The organism is Stutzerimonas sp. CXK-1, from assembly GCF_057738225.1.
The window spans coordinates 2,323,157-2,340,703 of record NZ_CM173217.1; the positions used below are offsets into that span (position 1 = coordinate 2,323,157).

Sequence of the window (17,547 nt, forward strand, 5' to 3'; positions counted from 1 at the left end):
CCAGGCAGCAGAGTTTGCCGGGAGAACCGATCGGGCAGACCCCACAAGGCGTACTGCCCAGTAGCCAGCGCCGCGCGAAGCATGATGCGACCGTCTAGCGCGTTGACTACAGCGCCTTGAAGACTAAAGTCTAAAGGTTGAAAGCGCTATGTAATGTTTTATTTCACGGCGCCGTACAGAGCGATTCAGAGCATCATCCAACGAGGAGAAATAAGAAATGCTCAAGACCCCCATCGCCCGGGGCGTGGCCCTGGCCACTCTGGGAGCAACACTGGTAATCCCAACCCTGGCCCAGGCTGCCTTTATCGAAGACACCAAAGCCAACCTTGAACTGCGTAACTTCTATTTCAACCGTGACTTCCGTCAGGAAGGCGCCGATCAGTCGAAACAGGAAGAGTGGGCACAGGGCTTCCTGCTGCGCGTTGAATCCGGCTATACCGAAGGTACCGTAGGCTTTGGCGTTGACGCACTTGGCTTGCTGGGTGTCAAGCTGGATTCTGGCGCTGGCCGCGCCGGTGATGGCAGCCAGCTTCTCCCGGGTGACGGCGATAGCGCTGCAGATGATTTCTCCGAAATTGGCCTGACTGCAAAAGCCAAACTTTCCAATAGCGTCCTGAAGGTAGGCACGCTTCAGCCGAAAAACATGGCGATCGCCACCAGCGACAGCCGCCTGCTGCCGGCCGTGACCCGCGGCGCCCAACTGGTTTCGAACGAAATCGATGGTTTGACGCTGGACTTCGGTTACCTCGACGAAATCAACAATCGTGCTTCGAGCGATTATGAAGACCTGAGCGTTAACACCTCTGGCAAAAGCATTACCGGCGCAGCCGAAGCTGACAGCTTCGTATTCCTTGGTGGCCAGTACAAGCTGACCAAGGATCTGACGGCTGGTTACTACTACAGCAATCTGGAAGATAACTACAAGCAGCACGCCGTGAACTTGATTCATGTGCTGCCGATCGCTGAAGGACAATCGCTGAAGACCGATCTGCGCTATCAGCGTTCGACCGATGACGGCAATACCAACGTCGACAACAAGGCGTTCGGCGCGATGGTCACCTACTCTCTGAGCGGCCACAGCTTTGGAGTCGGCTATCAGAAGATGAGCGGCGATACCGGCTTTGCCTATGTTGGCGGCAATATCGACCCGTATCTGGTTAACTTCGTACAGATCGGCGACTTCGCCCAAGCAGACGAGAAATCCTGGCAAGCTCGCTATGATTTCAATTTTGCAGCTGTTGGTATCCCAGGCCTGACTTTCATGACCCGCTATATCACCGGGGATGACTTTGATCGTAACATCGGGACCAGTGCAGCTCCGAATATCGTTTCCGGCAAAGAATGGGAACGCGATATGGATGTCGCCTATACTTTCCAAACTGGCGCTTTGAAAAACCTCAATGTCAAGTGGCGTAATGCGACGTTCCGCAGCAACGGAAACGGCAACGACCTGGACGAAAACCGCCTGATCGTCAGCTACACCATCCCGCTGATGTAATTCATCCGGCGTGAACAAGAAAACCCGCTTCGGCGGGTTTTCTTGTTTTGCGCATTTAAATTACCTGCCAAACGTAGCTGAACCATCTCCCTGCGACCTTTTGCCAGCCTTTAGCCGGCACGGCAGCGGAGCGGGAACCTTGCGCCATGACTATGCTCGAAGCTTACACACCCGCGGCACAGCCCAATCGTTCAGGAGCGGAAGATGACTATCGAATCAACCAATGGCAGCCCGATTGACCAAAGCCTGACCGACAATCCGTCCTCCCGCCCGGTAATCGATAAGGAAGCTCACCGGCGCAACCTACAGACAGCGCAGAATGCTCTGATCGAAGAGTTCCACACACTCATCGCCGACACAGAGCGCTTGCTCAAGCACACCCAGGAGTCGGCAGGAGGCCAGACCGAGGAGCTGCGCAGCAAGATCAACGCCAACCTTGCACGTGCCCGCCAGGCGCTGAAAGAGCGCGAGGGAGATCTGCGCGAGCAGGGACAGGCTGCCATGCAATGCACCGAAGAGTACGTTCAGACCCATCCCTGGCAATCAATCGGTATTGCGGCGGGTGTGGGCTTTCTCCTCGGCCTGGTGACTCGTCGGTAAACGGAGGCAGTAATGCAGCCGTCCTCTGACGCAGAAGCACCGAAGCCATCGATCAAAAAGCTCGGCGGCGCATTCGTCGACCTTTTGCATGGCCACCTCGAATTACTCGGCATCGAGTTTCAGGAAGAAAAGGCTCGGACGTTCCGCTTGTTCCTGCTCGCAGGAATCAGCCTGATATTTGGATTGCTGGTGCTGGTAGGTCTGTCCGCCGCGGTCGTCATCGCGTTCTGGGAAACGCATCGTATGGCCGCGATTCTCTCGCTATGCCTGATCTACGCAGTGCTCATGGCGCTGTGCATCGGGCGAGCGATCCGGCTGGCCAAAGAGTGCGCAACGCCATTCCAGGCAACCCTCGAAGAGATTGCCCGCGACCGGGAGCGACTTCTGCCATGAGTACACCACTGACCAGCTCTGCAGACCTCAAGATGAGAAAGGACCTTGTTCGTCTGCGCCTGGAAATGCACCGCCAGCAACTGCGCTACCATGCTCGCCCCCTGGCCTCTCCGCTGCATTACGCGCAGGGGCTGTTCGGGCGCCACAAACCAGCCGACGACGCTCAAGGTTCCGGCAAGAGTCCCGCGCTGACGATCGCTACCGTGGTGCTTTTTCTGTTCGGCCGCAGGCTTGGCCGGGTCGGCAAATGGGCTCGAATCGGCATCACGCTGTACCCCCTGTTCAAAGGCCAGCGCGCGATTCGGCGAAAGCTCGATTCACCGTGACTTCCATCGTTGCACTTCCCGCCGGAGATCGGCGCCTCGTCATATAGGCGCAGCCAGGAGGAAGAACACCTGGAGTGTGTTAGCGTTGCCGTACCGCCGGAGCGAATGGAGAGACTCCTTGGATTGGAATACCCTGCTGACCCGCGAACGGCTCGGAAAACCGACGCAAGGCACTGACGAGCTGGGCCGCAGCCCGTTTCACAAGGACCACGACCGGATCATCTTTTCAGGCGCCTTTCGCCGGCTCGGGCGCAAGACGCAGGTTCATCCGGTCTCCAGCAATGACCATATCCATACACGCCTGACGCATTCGCTAGAGGTCAGTTGTGTCGGTCGATCTCTTGGCATGCGCGTCGGTGAAGTGCTGCGCGATGCGCTCCCGGAATGGTGCAGCCCAGCCGACCTCGGCATGATCGTGCAGTCGGCGTGCCTCGCACACGACATCGGGAACCCGCCGTTCGGGCATTCGGGCGAAGATGCAATTCGCTATTGGTTCCAGCAGGCAGCGGCGCGCGGCTGGCTGGACGACATGAGCGACGCCGAGCGCTCCGACTTCCTGAACTTCGAAGGCAACGCGCAGGGCTTTCGTGTGCTGACACAGCTGGAATACCACCAGTTCGACGGCGGCATGCGCCTGACCTATGCCACGCTGGGCGCCTATCTGAAGTATCCCTGGACGTCGCGGCATGCCGAGGCGCTCGGCTACAAGAAGCATAAATTCGGCTGCTATCAGAACGAACAACAGCTTCTCGAGCAGATCACCACCAAACTCGGTCTGCCCTGCATAGACAACCAGCGCTGGGCCCGTCATCCGCTGGTCTACCTGATGGAGGCAGCGGACGACATCTGCTATGGCCTGATCGATCTCGAGGATGGCCTGGAGATGGAGCTGCTCGACTATGCGGAAGTCGAGGCGCTGCTGCTTGACCTGGTGGGCGATGATGTACCTGAGACCTACCGCCAGCTGGGCCCCCGCGATTCAAGGCGGCGCAAGCTCGCCATACTGCGTGGCAAGGCCATCGAACACCTGACCAACGCTGCTGCTGGTGCCTTCGTCGAGCAACAGCAGAGCCTGCTGGCCGGTACCTTGCCGGGCGATCTCGTCGAGCATATGCATGGCCCAGCCAAGCGTTGCGTCCTGCAGGCCAAGACGCTGGCGCGGCAGAAAATTTTCCAGGACAAGCGCAAGACGCTGCATGAGATCGGCGCGTACACGACGCTCGAGATCCTTCTCAACGCCTTCTGCGGAGCGGCTTTGGAACAGCATCGCGGTGGCAGTCTATCGTTCAAGAATCAGCGCATTCTGGACCTGTTGGGACGCGGCGCGCCGGATCCAGCGCTGTCGTTGTACCAGTCCTTCCTGCGCATGATCGATTTCATCGCCGGCATGACCGACAGCTATGCCACCGAAATGGCTGGAGAGATGACCGGCCGCTCCAGCCCGGTCTGAAACCATGAAGCGCCTGTTCAACCAGACAGTCCAGTGGACACCCGGCCGCCCCGCCTGGGGCGCGGCTGCGGTCGCCGGGTTTGGCTGCTCGTTGCCCTTGCTGCTGGGCTTGTTCAGTGGGCATCCGGGTTTTCTCTGGGCAACGGTGGGCGCCTTCCAGGCGGCCAAGGCTAATCCGCTGCATCGCTTCGGCATGCTAAGGATGCTCTTGTTGATCGCGCTGGGCGCGTGCTCGGCGGGCCTTGGCTTCTGGTCGGCTACACACCCGCTGATCAGCCTCGGCCTATTTGCCTTCTATGCCCTGCTCCTGGCCTGGCTGCAGCGATATGGCGCCGAAGCCGGCAAGCTCGGTATCGGCCTGGCGATCTGTCTCTGCCTGGGACAGGGCCAGCATGGCGTCGCCGACTTCAACAACCCGGCAGCGATCGCCATGCTGTTCGCCCTGGGTGGGCTCTGGGTCACGCTGTTGGCCTTCGGCCTGCGCGGCCTGCATGGTCTGCGCATGTGGCCGTACATGCCCCGACTCGGCCGTCTGTTCAAGGTCCTGCATCGCCACGCCAGGCGCACCCCCATTCGCCAATGGCGCGTCCACGCATTGTCGTATGTCATCGCCTGCGCGCTGGGCGGCTTGATCGTCAACCTAGCGCAACTACCGCGCGGGTACTGGCTGACGCTCGCGGTGTTCACCAGCTTGCAGATGGATGTCGAGCGCAGCGTCGTGCGCGCGGTGCAGGCGTGCCTGGCGATCCTGCTGGCCGCCGCGATCCTGATCTACATGGGCCACAGCCTGGCCGATCCGCCGATGATGGTGATGGTATTGCTGCCGCTGGTGGTGCTGGGACGGGCGTTCCAGGCTCACCATTATGGCCTGTTCGTGCTGCAGACCACGCTGGGCTTCCTGCTGCTTGCCGAGACATTGGCGCAGGATTGGAACCTGCCACAGGTGCGCCTGATCAACGCCTCCATCGGGGTAGGCCTGGCCTTGCTGGTGACCTTGACGATGCACGGTCTGCGGCGCTGGATGTTCAGTTCCCGCCGGTCCCAGGCACCGACAAACGTCGAGCCTGCGACCGACAAGGGATCGGATGTCACGCGTTGATCGGATTTTCCGGATACCAGACGTCCATCAGCGGGCTGACCTGGAACTCGGCGAGTTCGGTGCGCGCCTTGAGCCAGCTTTCCACCTGCTGACGCTGCTCTTCGGATACCGAGCCGCGCTTGGATAGACACACGAAACCGTAATCTTCCCCGCCGACATAACCCAGCCCATTGGCTTCGATGGCATCGCGCAGGAACGCTTCGAGAAAGGCGTCGACCGCCTTGGCATCGGCACCTTGCGCATAGGTGAGGTTCACTTCGAAGCCGAGCTCCTGGAACTCGTCGACACAGAGTTTCTTGCGCAGGCGGCGCGAACGATTGGTAGCCATGGTTGATCCCTTGCTTGAGTAGTGACGGCGCGCACTCTAGCAGCATCGCTCCGGCGACGCGATGACAGCTGCACGAGCCTTTGCAGATACCCCACAGGGCCAGCTACGCTTATCGGGGCGCCGCCTCTGGCAGCGCAGGCCATAGCATAATGCCCGCACCTTTCCCTTGGAGCAGTGGGAAACATGTCCCGAACAGTAGCTCATCGCGTGCGGCCGTCCGGCGCACGCCGCAAGAATCTCCTCAGCCGCACCCTTGCCGCCCTAGTGCTGGCGGTGCCGCTTGCCAGCACGTCGCTCGCCGCGCCGGTGAACCAGGCACTGCCACCGAGCGTTGCCAAGGCTCTGCAAGCGAACAAGATCGACAGCAACGCGCTCTCGGTCGTGATGCTGCCGCTCAACGGCAACGGCGTGCCGACCTATTTCAATGCCGACGTGTCGGTCAATCCGGCCTCGACCATGAAGCTGGTCACCACCTACGCGGCGCTGGAACTGCTCGGTCCGAACCATCAGTGGAAGACCGAGTTCTATTCAGATGGTCCGCTGGTAGACGGAACGCTCAAGGGCAACCTCTACCTGAAGGGCGGCGGCGACCCCAAGCTGAACATGGAGAAGCTCTGGCTGCTGATGCGTGACTTGCGCGCCAACGGCGTGCGTACGGTCACCGGCGACCTGGTGCTCGATCGCAGCCATTTCGTGCAGCCTGACCTTCCCGAGTTCGACGATGACGGCGGCGATGACAACAAGCCCTTCCTGGTCGAGCCCGACTCGCTGCTGGTCAACCTGAAGGCACTGCGCTTCGTGGTCCGCAACGATGGCGGCAAGGTCAACGTCACCGTCGAACCGCCGATTGCCAGCATCCAGATCGACAACCGGGTCAAGCCTTTGCCGGCCGCGAAGTGCCCCGGCTGGCCGGATGTGCTGTTCAATCCGGTCGAGCAGAACGGCAACATGACCGTCGTGGTCAGCGGCAAACTCGCTGCCGGCTGCAAGACGCAGACCTACCTCTCGCTGCTGGACCACCAGCGCTACGCCGCCGGTGCGGTAAGAGCCATCTGGCAGGAACTGGGAGGCAACATCCTCGGCCATGACCGCGTCGCCCAGGTACCAAAGGACGCCAAGCTGATTGCCCGCGCGTTCTCGCCCGATCTGGTGGAAGTGATTCGGGACGTGAACAAGTACAGCAACAACACCATGGCCAAACAGCTGTTCCTCAGCCTCGGCGCGGAGTTTCGCAACGAGGCCGATACGGACGACGCCAAGGCTGCGCAACGGGTGATACGCCAATGGCTGGCGAAGAAGAAGCTGATTTCGCCGCATCTGGTGATCGAGAACGGCTCCGGTCTATCGCGTGACGAGCGCGTCAGCGCGCGCGAGATGGCAGGCCTCCTGCAGGCAGCCTGGAACAGCCCCTACGCGCCCGAGTTCATTTCCTCGATGCCGCTGGCGGCCATCGACGGCACCATGCGCAAGCGCCTACGCGGCACTGCTGTAGCAGGCAAGGCCCACATCAAGACCGGCACGCTGAACACCGTACGCGCCATCGCCGGCTACAGCCGCGACAGCGACGGCCACACCTGGGCCGTCGTGGCCATTCTCAATCACCCCCGTCCATGGGGCGCGTCATCGATCCTCGACCAGGTCCTGGTCAGCCTCTACAACAATAACGGCAACCGTACCGCTCAGCGCTGAGCCGAGTCATTCACCGTGCCTGGAACTTCCAGGCACGGTGAATGCGCGGGTTGCGGCGAAAATCTTCGTCGATCGTGCTGGCGCTGATTTCCTCTACCCGATAACGCACCGCCAGCCCTTCGTCGAGAACGAACTTGCGGAAGTTGTTGGAAAAGTACAGTGTTCCGCCGCGCGCCAAGCGTGCCATTGCCAGATCGAGCAGCGCGACGTGGTCACGCTGCACATCGAACACACCCTCCATGCGCTTGGAGTTGGAGAACGTCGGCGGGTCGATGAAGATCAGGTCGTACTCGCCTCGATCCTCCGCGAGCCACGCCATCACATCGCCCTGCGCGAGACGCTGGCGCTCCGAGAAGCCGTTGAGCGCAAGATTGCGCCGCGCCCAATCGAGATAGGTCTTCGACAGATCGACGCTGGTCGTACTGCGCGCGCCGCCCTTGGCCGCATGGACGGTGGCGGTCGCCGTGTAGCAGAACAGGTTCAGGAAGCGCTTTCCGGCGGCCTCCCGCTGAATCTGCAGGCGCAACGGGCGATGGTCGAGAAACAACCCCGTATCCAGATAGTCGGTGAGGTTGACCAGCAGTTTCACGCCTCCCTCGGCCACCTCGAGAAACTGTCCTTGGCTAGCCTGACGTTCGTACTGGCGAGTGCCGCTCTGCCGCTCGCGGCGCTTGACCACGACCCGCTCGCGCGGCAGCTGCAGCGCCTGCGGAATCGCGGCCAGCGCATCGAGCAGCCTCTCCTGCGCCTTCTGCGGGTCGATCGAACGCGGCGGCGCGTATTCCTGCACGTGCACCCAATCACGATAGAGGTCGACGGCCAGCGCATATTCAGGCATGTCGGCATCATAGAGCCGGTAGCACTCTATTCCCTCGCGTCTGGCCCATTTGCCGAGCTGCTTGAGATTCTTCTGCAGGCGGTTGGCGAACATCTGCCCGCCTTCGCTCAGCCTGACCTGCTCCGTTCCCTCGCCAGACGCCGCGCTCGCCGCAGGCTGCTGCGCCACGACGAACTGGTCCGGTTGTACGTGCATCAGCAACAACTTGCACGGCAATGCGCCGTTCCACAGGGCGTACTGCTTGTAGCTACGGATGCCCATGCGCTTGCCGAGTTCGGGCGTCGCGGTGAAGATCCCCGCCTCCCAGCCCTCGCAACACTGGCGTAGGCGCTGCCCCAGGCTCTGATAGAGATACAGCAGGCTGGCCTCGTCGCCCAGCCGCTCTCCGTACGGCGGGTTGCAGATCACCAGGCCCTTCTGACTCTGGTCCGGGCGCGGGGCGAAGGTAGCGACCTCGCCCTGGTAGATCTTCACCCACTCGGCCAACCCGGCGCGCTCGATGTTGTTGCGTGCAGGCTGAATCAGCCGCGGGTCGGCCTCGTAGCCACGAATCCACAACGGCGGCCGCGCCAACCCGGCGGCGGCCCGCGCTCGGGCCTCGTCGAGCAGGCGGGTCCAGATCGCCGGCACATGGCCGAGCCAGGCGCTGAAGCCCCAGCGCTCACGGCGCAGGTTTGGCGCGATATCGGCGGCCATCAGCGCGCCTTCGACGAGAAAAGTGCCGACCCCGCACATCGGATCGGTCAGCGCCCCGCCCTCGGCAGCGATGCGCGGCCAGCCGGCGCGCATCAGAATGGCCGCGGCCAGGTTCTCCTTCAACGGCGCTGCGCCCTGCTGCAGGCGATAACCACGCTGGTGCAGGCTGTGCCCGGAGAGGTCCAGCGAAAGCACCGCCTGCCCCTTGTCCAGCCGCAAATGCACCCGTACGTCGGGGTTCAGCTTGTCGATCCCCGGGCGCGTGCCGTCCGGCCGGCGGAGCCGATCGACGATTGCATCCTTGACCTTCAAGGCGCCGAAGTGGGTGTTGTCGATCCCCGCGCCGCGGCCGGAGAACTCAACGGCCAGGGTGCCGTCAGCGGCCAGATGGTCGCTCCAGTCGACCGCCTTCACGCCGTCGTAGAGCGCCTGCGCGTCACTCACGGGGAATCTGGCCAGCACCAGCAACACGCGGTTGGCCAGGCGGGACCAGAGACAGAGGCGATAGGCGACTGCGAGGTCCCCCAGGCCACGCACGGCCGCGGTCTGTTCACGGGTCTCCTCCAACCCAAGGCCCTGCGCTTCTTCGCGCAGCAGGCTTTCGAGGCCCTTGGGGCACGTGAGGACGAGTTCGTGAGATGTAGTCATGAAGGTTCCAGTGAAATTAGCGACGGCACCCGCAGGGCAGGCAAACGCCCGTCGGGAAGCGATGGTGTTCCGGGCCTGCCAAGGAGCGCTGTATCGCTACGCTGATCAGGCTTATGGGCAGAACCATAGATTCGTTACCTACTTATGACAAAACGATCATTCCCGGCCCGTGGCCCTTGGGTTAGAACTCCCCTCAGGTCGGCTTCGCAACGGAGTCGACGAGGCTCGCCACGCCGGCAGCGGGCCTCACCGGCAGCCTGTCTGCCCGGTCTCGCCGAGAGACCACCAGGAACACCAGTCAACCACTGAGGGCAACACCCAATGAGAAGACTCAAGCGTGATCCGATGGAACGAGCTTTCTTGCGCGGTTATCAACACGGTATCCATGGTAAGTCCCGCGAGCTATGTCCCTTTACTCATCCGAATACTCGGCAAGCCTGGATCAACGGCTGGCGGGAGGGCCGTGGCGACAACTGGGATGGCATGATCGGCACGGCCGGTCTGCATCGTATGAATCAATTCCACGCGGTCGGCTGATCCGACCTGGTAAACACCTTTTTCAGGCACGCCCCACCCGGGCGGCGGGCTAGACGCCCAGGGGCTCCAGCAGGAGCCCCTTCCAGGGCCAGGCCTCACTCCTTCGACGAACGCAGCGCCGCGATGGCATCCACCGATTCGCGAATCAGCGCAGGCCCCTTGTAGATAAAGCCCGAATAGAGCTGAACCAGGCTGGCGCCGGCCTTGATCTTTTCCGCCGCATGCCGTCCTTCGGTGATGCCGCCCACCGCGATGATCGGCAAACGTCCTCCAAGCGTCTCGGCCAGGACCTTGACCGTATGGGTGCTCTTGTCACGAACCGGCGCGCCGGACAGCCCACCGGCCTCGTCGGCATGCGCCAACCCGGCGACACCTTCGCGCCCGAGTGTGGTGTTGGTGGCGATAACCGCGTCCATGCCAGCCTGGAAAACCGCCTCGCCGACCAATGCCGTTTCCTCGTCACTCATGTCCGGGGCGATCTTGATGGCCAACGGCACGCGCTTGCCATGCTCGATCTCCAGATCCTCGCGGCGCAACCGCAGCGCATCGAGCAGGTGCTTGAGCGAATCGCCGAACTGCAGGCTGCGCAGGCCCGGCGTGTTGGGCGAACTGACATTCACCGTGACATAGCTGGCATGGTGATAGACCTTATCCAGACAGAGCAGGTAGTCGTCCTCAGCTCGCTCGACCGGCGTGTCGAAATTCTTGCCGATGTTGATACCCAGGACGCCATCGAATCGGGCAGCGTCGATCCGGGCGAGCAAGGCGTCCACACCGTTGTTGTTGAAGCCCATCCGATTGATGATCGCCTCGGCCTCGGGCAGGCGAAAGATGCGTGGCTTCGGATTGCCCGGCTGAGGCCGGGGCGTGACCGTACCAACCTCGATGAAGCCGAACCCCAGCTGGGAAAGCCCGCAGATGGCCTCGCCGTTCTTGTCCAACCCGGCGGCCAGGCCGACCGGATTCGGAAAATCCAGTCCCATCACGCGAACCGGCAGGCTGGCTGGCGCCTTGCACAGCAGGCGGTTGACGCCCAACCGGCCGCCTGCTCCGATCAGATCGAGCGACAGTTCGTGGGACGTCTCGGGGGAAAGCTTGAACAGCAGCTGGCGGGCCAGGTTGTACATACGCAGCCTAATATCCTGGGAGAGGAACGATGGGCGCGAAGTATAGCAGCCGGCATCGGATTTAAGCCGATCGCCCCATCGCCAGCAGCGCTCAATCCAGCCGCCGCAGCCCCAGCAACTGGCCCTGCTCGGCGAAATGCAGCTCGAATGAACCAAACACGCCCTCGCGAGTCAGAAACGGGCGCAAATGCTGGGCCGGCAGGCTGACTCGCTTGCCCTCCCGGCTACGCACCAGGATTCGATTGGCTTGCCCCTGGTAGACGGCCAACAACCTCTCGGCGGGCAAGGCGATATCCAGCACAAGAGTCGGCATGGAGGCTCCTCAGTGTCAGTTGCGATCATATTGCCACAGCCCCGCCCGGTGGCCGGCGCCTTCAGCCGTGCGTCCGGCAGACGTAGCCCTTCCACGACGCGCAAAGCGGATGCAGATTACCGGCAGCTCTGCCACACTTCGAACGCGACCGTGCGAGCTCGCGCATCATGATCAGCCTGTCGGAAACCATGCCCTCACTGACCGCTCATATCGCTCGAATGGCCCAGCGTCTGGGATTCGGCCCCTCGTCCTCGCGTGGCGTACAAGAGCGTGCCGGTTCGCTGAGTCTGCCCTTTACCCCTCTTGCCGAACCCGAGCCGAGCATTTTCTGGGAGGACGGGCCCTGCCTGCATCGTCTGGTCGAACTTCCGCGCGGCGCGCTTTCCGGCCCGGTGCAAGAAGACAAGGCCCGCGCGCATGCAGCGCTGTGCCGCTTGATTCGCAAGGATAGCGAAGCGTTTTCAGCGTTGGATCTGCGCCAGGTCGACGGCGTATGCGCGAGATCAAGTGAGGGTGGCGAACGTTACCCCAGCTTCGAGGCTTTCGCTGCCAGCGGTGGCGCACGACGGATACGCATCATCAGCTACAAGGATTTCCTGCGGGTAATCGGCACTGCCATTCCCGGTTATCCGGCCGGCGCGCCCGTCGAGCTGCGCCAGGCGAGCTGGCTGGGCGAGCGCCTGTACTGGAGCAGTGATCATCACGCCGATGCCTTTGCCTGCGCAATCGCCTATGCCCGGCTGCGCGGTCTCGAAGTCTCCGCGCCCGTGATGCTGACCGATTATCGGCTGGAGCGTACTGGCGTCCGCGCCCTGGACGAGGAATACCACGCCCTCGCCATGCCGGCGCAGGCCTGGAGCGACAAGGCGTTCATGGCGATGTTGCTGGACAGCCAGGTGCCCTATGCGCGCCTCTCGCTGCTGCGCCAGGCCGGCAACTCCGAGCTGCTGCTGCTCGAACGTCGACAGCCGACCGCCAATGCGCTGGGTGAGGGCCTGAAGGCAGCCGGCGCACCCGACTTCATCCGCTACCTGAAAGGGCTGCCGCAGATCACCCGCTTCAAGCGCGGCGAACCGCTTCCAGAAGTCTGACCGGGCTGACCGACCGGGCGACGCCCGATCGGTCAGCGCCTCTCACAGTCGCTCGCGCATTGGTGCAGCCTGCGCCAGGTCCTGCAGTTCGCGGCTGGCCACGGCGTACATCGCGTAGTCGGTTGCCGCCCCACCGCGCAGCTCGCCGAGCATGCCGCGCCAGCGTTCGACTTGCCCCTGCCGCTGGGCCAACCAGCTGTCGAGGCGCTCATGCAGGCCGCCCTCGCCTACATCCGGCTGCAGCACCGAGACCGTCATCGCCCGCTGCTGGCTGTCGAGATCGTCGCGGAAGGCCTCGCGCGCGAGCGCCTGCCAGTTGTTCTCCACCGGCAGGGCCGACAGCTGCTGCCCATACCAGGGCAGCTCCAGCGCGTCGCCCACGGCGAAATAGGCGGCCGCGACATCGGCGGGTGCCTGCCCGGTCTCATCCGCCGCCTCGAGTACCGGCAACAAGGTGTAGAGGTGGCTGGTGCCGGCGACCAGGCGCGCGAGCAATTCCGGCACACCGGCTTCGACGTACTGCTGGTAACGCGCTTCCCAGAACTGCCGCGTCGAGCCCTGCAACAGCTCATTGAGCTTGAGCCCCAGCGCCGCCACGCGGGGTCCGAAATGCCCCACATCTCGCGCTGCGTCGAGCTCGCCGCGCCGGTTGCGCAGGAACCAGCGGGTGGCGCGCCGGCCGAGGCGGACGAGCTCTTCCATCAGTTTGAGCTGCAGCTCGGCGGGAATCCGATAGTCCAGTGCCTCGATCTGGCGGAACCAGTGCGGCAGGTGAAAGATGTCGCGCACGATCACATAGGCGCCGGCGACGTTCGCCGCGCTCATGCCGGTCGCCTCTTTCAGGCGCTGCACAAAGGCGATGCCCATGTTGTTGACCAGGTCGTTGGCGATCTGCGTGCTAACGATTTCACGCTGGAGCCGATGCTGGCGCATGGCATCGCGATAGCGCTCGCCAAGGAGGGTGGGAAACGCCGTTTCCATCTCCCGGGCCAGGTAGTCGTCGTCGGGCACGCGCGAGTGCAGCAGCGCGTCCTTGAGCTGGATCTTGCTGTAGGAAATCAGCACCGACAGCTCGGGGCGGGTCAGCCCCTTGCCGAGGTTGCTCCGCTCAGCCAGCGCTTCGTCGCTCGGCAGGTATTCCAGGCCGCGATCGAGCAGGCCATCGGCCTCCAGCGCGGCGATCAGGCGCACATACTCCCCGCCCCGCTCGCCGGCTCGGTACTGAGCCTGGGAAAGTGCCTGGGTCTGCTTGTAGTTGTTGTGCAGCACCAGCTCGGCAACCGCCTCGGTCATGTCGGCCAACAGCTGGTTGCGCTGTTTGCCAGTCATGTCGCCAGCACGCACCAGCTCGTTGAGCAGGATCTTGATATTGACCTCGTGGTCCGAACAGTCCACGCCGCCCGCGTTGTCGATGAAATCGGTATTGCTCGCCCCGCCGTGCAGGGCGTACTCGACGCGTCCGAGCTGAGTCATGCCGAGGTTGCCGCCCTCGCCCACGACGCGGGCGCGCAGCTCGTTGCCATTGACCCGCACCGCATCGTTGGCCTTGTCACCGACATCGGCATGGCTCTCGGCGCTGCTCTTGACATAGGTGCCGATGCCACCGTTCCACAACAGATCGACCGGAGCCTTGAGCAGCGCGTGAATGAGCTCGGCCGGGGTCAGCTGATCGGCGTCGATCGCGAAGCGCGCCTTCATCTGCGGGGTGATGAGGATACGTTTGGCCGAGCGCGGAAACACCCCGCCCCCGGCGGAGATCAGGCTGGCATCGTAGTCGGCCCATGACGAGCGCGGCATTTCGAACAGGCGCTGGCGCTCGGCGAAGCTCACCGCCGGATCGGGGTCCGGATCGATGAAGATATGCAGATGGTTGAACGCGGCCACCAGCTGCAGTGTGCGCGACATCAGCAGACCATTGCCGAACACGTCGCCCGCCATGTCGCCAATGCCGATGACGGTGATCGGATCGGTCTGTACGTTGATGCCACGCTCGCGGAAGTGTCGCTGCACCGATACCCAGGCGCCGCGCGCGGTGATGCCCATCTTCTTGTGGTCGTAACCGGCCGAGCCACCGGAGGCAAAGGCGTCGCCCAGCCAGAAGTCGTAGTCGGCCGCAATGCCGTTGGCGATGTCGGAGAAGGTCGCGGTGCCCTTGTCGGCGGCCACGACCAGATACGGATCGTCCTCGTCGTAGCGCACCACGCCGGCAGGCGGCACCACCTGCCCCTCTTTCAGGTTGTCGGTCAGGTCCAGCAGGCCGCTGATGAAGATGCGATAACAGGCGATGGCCTCGGCCTGAATCTCGTCGCGCGTGCCGCCAATTGGCAGCCGTCGCGGAACGAAGCCACCCTTGGCTCCGCCCGGCACGATAACGGCGTTCTTGACCTGCTGCGCCTTGACCAGCCCGAGCACCTCGGTGCGGTAGTCCTCCTCCCGGTCAGACCAGCGCAGCCCGCCGCGGGCGACCTTGCCGCCGCGCAGGTGCACGCCTTCGACGCGTGGCGAGTAGACGAAGATCTCGAACATCGGCGCCGGCCGCGGCATCTCCGGGATCGCGCGCGGGTCGAACTTGAAGCTGAAGTAGTCCTTGGCCTTGCCCCCGGCATCAGACTGATAGAAGTTGGTGCGCAGCGTCGCTTTGATCAGCGCGAGATAACGCCGCAGGATGCGGTCCTCGTTGAGCACCGCGACCTCGTCCAACGCACCAAGCACCGCCTGCTCGAGCCGCTGCTGCTTGTCGCTCAGGTCTTCCTCGCTCATCTTGCGCGCCAGGTAGAAGCGCATCTTGAACAAGCGCACCAGCTCGCGCGCGATCTCGGTGTGATTGAGCAGCGCGCTGGCGATGTAGCCCAGATCGAAGCCCATGCGAATCTGCTTGAGGTAGCGCGCGTAGGCACGCAGTAGCGCGACCTCCCGCCAGGTCAGCCCGGCAGCGAGCACCAGCCGGTTGAACCCATCATTCTCGGCATCGCCGCGGCTGATATGGATGAAGGCATCCTGCAGCGGCTCGTTGATTTCCAGCAGATCGATTTCCAGGCCTTCGGAGTAGGTAAAGGCGAAGTCGTGGATCCAGTATTCGCGGCCAGTGCGATCGAGCATGCGATAGGGAAACTCGCCGAGCACCCGCAGGCCTAGGTTTTCCATGATCGGCAGCACATCGGACAGCGGCAGCGGCGTGTCGATGTGGTAGAGCTTGCAATGCAGGGTGCGCTCGTCGGCACTGATCGGCTGATAGAAGCTCATTACCAGAGGCCGCTCGGCGCTCAGGCTCTCGATATGCTGCATGTCGACCACCGCCGACTGCGGCGTGAAGCGCTCGCGGTAGCCGGCCGGAAAGCCTTTGGGGAATTCGTCGAGCAGGGTCGTGCCCCGCGCCTCGCCGAACCGCTCCACCATCAGGCCGGCGTAGTCGGCCTGCCAGCTGCGACAGGCCTGAATCACCTCCTGCTCCAGACGCTGCGGGTCCACCGCTACCGGCCGGTTCGGGTCCAGGCGCAGGATGAACTGCACCCGGGTTAGCACCGACTCGGAAAAATAGGTGGAGAACTCGCAGCCGCTGGCATCGAGCCGGTCGACCAGTACCTGCTGGATCTTCAGGCGCGTTTCGGTCGAGTAGCTGTCGCGCGGTACATAGACCAGGCAGTAGCAGAAGCGCCGGTAGGGATCGAAACGCAGGAACAGGCGCAAGCGGTTGCGTTCCTGGATCTGCACGATGGCGACGGCGTTGTCGAACAGCTCGTCGGTCGAGGCCTGGAACAGCTCGTCGCGCGGTAGCACCTCGAGGACCTGCGCCAGCTCCTTGTTCAGATGGGTCGAACCGCCGAAATCGGCGCGGGCCAGCACCGCGTCCACCTTGCGCCGGATGAACGGAATACGTCGCACGCTTTGCGTATAGACCGACGAGGTGAACAGGCCCATGAAGCGGCATTCGCGCACGACCTGGCCGGACTCGTCGAACTCGCGCACCGACACGTAATCGGGATAGGCCGGGCGATGCACCCGGCTTTGCGTGGAGGCCTTGGCGAACGACAGCAGCAGCGGCTCGCGCAGGTAGGCGACCGATTGGGGCATCAGCCGCTGGTCGTCCTCGCTCAGGTTGGTTCGCAGCGTACGGGACAAGCCGAGCAGCGAGGCCTCGTCATACTGGATGTGGCCGACGCCATCCTGCTCGACGACGCTGAATTCCTCATAGCCGAGAAAGGTGAAATGGTCGTCGGCGAGCCAGCGCAGGAAATCGCGGATCTCCTGCAGCTCATCGGCATCCACCGGCAGATTGGCCAGTTCCAGCCGCGCCTGGGCTTCGTCCGCCCTCGCCTTCATCAAGGCGAAGTCGCCCACCACCTGGCGCACGTCGCCGAGTACCGCCTGCAGCGCCTGCTCCAGCTCGCGCAGTTCGGCGGTGCTGGCACAACGGTCGATCTCGACGAAGATCAGCGACTCCAGGCCACCGTCCGCCGGCGCGGCGTCGCGCGGCAGCAAGGCCTGCAGCACACCATCGGCATCGCGGCGCACGTTCAGCACGCTGTTCTGCAGGGTGTGGATGCTCAGCCCTCGCCGCGTCAGTTCCATGCGTACCGAATCGACCAGAAACGGCATGTCCGGGTGCAGCACCTCGACCACGGTGTGCGTCGATTGCCAGCCATGCTTCTCGAAATCCGGGTTGAACACGCGGACCTCCGGCTGGGCCGGATCGAAGCGCTCCAGCAGGCGCCAGCTGGCCAGGGTCGAGCCGACCAGGTCGGCCATGCGCCGTTCGGTCAGCTCGCTGAGAGAGACGATGCCGAAGAACTGCTCGGCGAACAGGCCCAGTTGGGCAAGGAGAGGATCATCGACATGCTGTGCCAGGGCCGCGCGCAATTGCTGCTGGAAATCGGCCTTGCTGGCGGCGGTGAAAAACGCCATGTAGGGCTCCGC

At 63.2% G+C, this 17,547-nt stretch carries 14 protein-coding genes; 9 read left to right on the plus strand and 5 right to left on the minus strand.

The features are described 5' to 3' along the window. Positions 1 to 217 precede the first annotated feature (217 nt). The 6 genes from AC0KXH_RS10860 to AC0KXH_RS10885 all read left to right on the plus strand — a co-directional run bounded on the left by AC0KXH_RS10860 (position 218) and on the right by AC0KXH_RS10885 (position 5,366). Entirely contained in the window at positions 218 to 1,498 is a 1,281-nt protein-coding gene (locus tag AC0KXH_RS10860) for an OprD family porin (protein WP_488223396.1), read from the plus strand. 204 nt (positions 1,499 to 1,702) lie between these two features. Then, entirely contained in the window at positions 1,703 to 2,098 is a 396-nt protein-coding gene (locus AC0KXH_RS10865; RefSeq protein ID WP_312570943.1) for an ElaB/YgaM/YqjD family protein, read from the plus strand. Between the two features lie 12 nt (positions 2,099 to 2,110). Then, positions 2,111 to 2,491, plus strand: coding sequence for a phage holin family protein (locus tag AC0KXH_RS10870; RefSeq protein WP_061341464.1), 381 nt, complete (start codon positions 2,111 to 2,113; stop codon positions 2,489 to 2,491). Beyond that, complete coding sequence (locus AC0KXH_RS10875; protein ID WP_041105025.1) at positions 2,488 to 2,817, plus strand: hypothetical protein; 330 nt, start codon at positions 2,488 to 2,490, stop codon at positions 2,815 to 2,817. Before AC0KXH_RS10870 ends, AC0KXH_RS10875 begins: the two co-directional genes overlap by 4 nt. Positions 2,818 to 2,935: 118 nt before the next feature. After that, positions 2,936 to 4,267 (plus strand): deoxyguanosinetriphosphate triphosphohydrolase, encoded by a 1,332-nt coding sequence (locus AC0KXH_RS10880; RefSeq protein ID WP_041105024.1) that lies wholly within the window; start codon positions 2,936 to 2,938, stop codon positions 4,265 to 4,267. 4 nt (positions 4,268 to 4,271) lie between these two features. Next, positions 4,272 to 5,366 (plus strand): FUSC family protein, encoded by a 1,095-nt coding sequence (locus tag AC0KXH_RS10885; protein ID WP_061341466.1) that lies wholly within the window; start codon positions 4,272 to 4,274, stop codon positions 5,364 to 5,366. Here AC0KXH_RS10885 and AC0KXH_RS10890 read toward each other — a convergent pair. Then, positions 5,356 to 5,694, minus strand: coding sequence for a YggL 50S ribosome-binding family protein (locus AC0KXH_RS10890; protein WP_041105020.1), 339 nt, complete (start codon positions 5,692 to 5,694; stop codon positions 5,356 to 5,358). The two genes, AC0KXH_RS10885 and AC0KXH_RS10890, sit on opposite strands and share 11 nt — an antisense overlap. Positions 5,695 to 5,877: 183 nt before the next feature. Between AC0KXH_RS10890 and dacB the strand changes: the two genes are divergently transcribed. Continuing rightward, positions 5,878 to 7,383 (plus strand): D-alanyl-D-alanine carboxypeptidase/D-alanyl-D-alanine endopeptidase, encoded by a 1,506-nt coding sequence (dacB, locus tag AC0KXH_RS10895; protein WP_052264557.1) that lies wholly within the window; start codon positions 5,878 to 5,880, stop codon positions 7,381 to 7,383. Positions 7,384 to 7,393: 10 nt separating this feature from the next. On the opposite strand, the gene rlmKL is transcribed toward dacB, so the two are convergent. Beyond that, positions 7,394 to 9,565 (minus strand): bifunctional 23S rRNA (guanine(2069)-N(7))-methyltransferase RlmK/23S rRNA (guanine(2445)-N(2))-methyltransferase RlmL, encoded by a 2,172-nt coding sequence (rlmKL, locus tag AC0KXH_RS10900; RefSeq protein ID WP_488223397.1) that lies wholly within the window; start codon positions 9,563 to 9,565, stop codon positions 7,394 to 7,396. Positions 9,566 to 9,886: 321 nt separating this feature from the next. Here rlmKL and rmf point away from each other — a divergent pair, with 321 nt between their 5' ends. Continuing rightward, entirely contained in the window at positions 9,887 to 10,102 is a 216-nt protein-coding gene (gene rmf / locus AC0KXH_RS10905; RefSeq protein WP_488223398.1) for a ribosome modulation factor, read from the plus strand. Between the two features lie 95 nt (positions 10,103 to 10,197). Here rmf and AC0KXH_RS10910 read toward each other — a convergent pair whose 3' ends face one another. Further along, on the minus strand, positions 10,198 to 11,229 hold the full coding sequence (locus AC0KXH_RS10910; RefSeq protein ID WP_200291976.1) for a quinone-dependent dihydroorotate dehydrogenase: 1,032 nt from the start codon (positions 11,227 to 11,229) through the stop codon (positions 10,198 to 10,200). 91 nt (positions 11,230 to 11,320) lie between these two features. After that, positions 11,321 to 11,542: a DUF2835 domain-containing protein gene (locus AC0KXH_RS10915; protein WP_041105010.1), complete on the minus strand. Its 222-nt coding sequence runs from the start codon at positions 11,540 to 11,542 to the stop codon at positions 11,321 to 11,323. A 167-nt stretch (positions 11,543 to 11,709) separates the two neighbouring features. Here AC0KXH_RS10915 and AC0KXH_RS10920 point away from each other — a divergent pair, with 167 nt between their 5' ends. Further along, entirely contained in the window at positions 11,710 to 12,633 is a 924-nt protein-coding gene (locus AC0KXH_RS10920) for a DUF6685 family protein (protein WP_488223399.1), read from the plus strand. A gap of 42 nt (positions 12,634 to 12,675) precedes the next feature. Here AC0KXH_RS10920 and AC0KXH_RS10925 read toward each other — a convergent pair whose 3' ends face one another. Beyond that, on the minus strand, positions 12,676 to 17,535 hold the full coding sequence (locus AC0KXH_RS10925) for an NAD-glutamate dehydrogenase (RefSeq protein WP_488223400.1): 4,860 nt from the start codon (positions 17,533 to 17,535) through the stop codon (positions 12,676 to 12,678). Positions 17,536 to 17,547 lie beyond the last annotated feature (12 nt).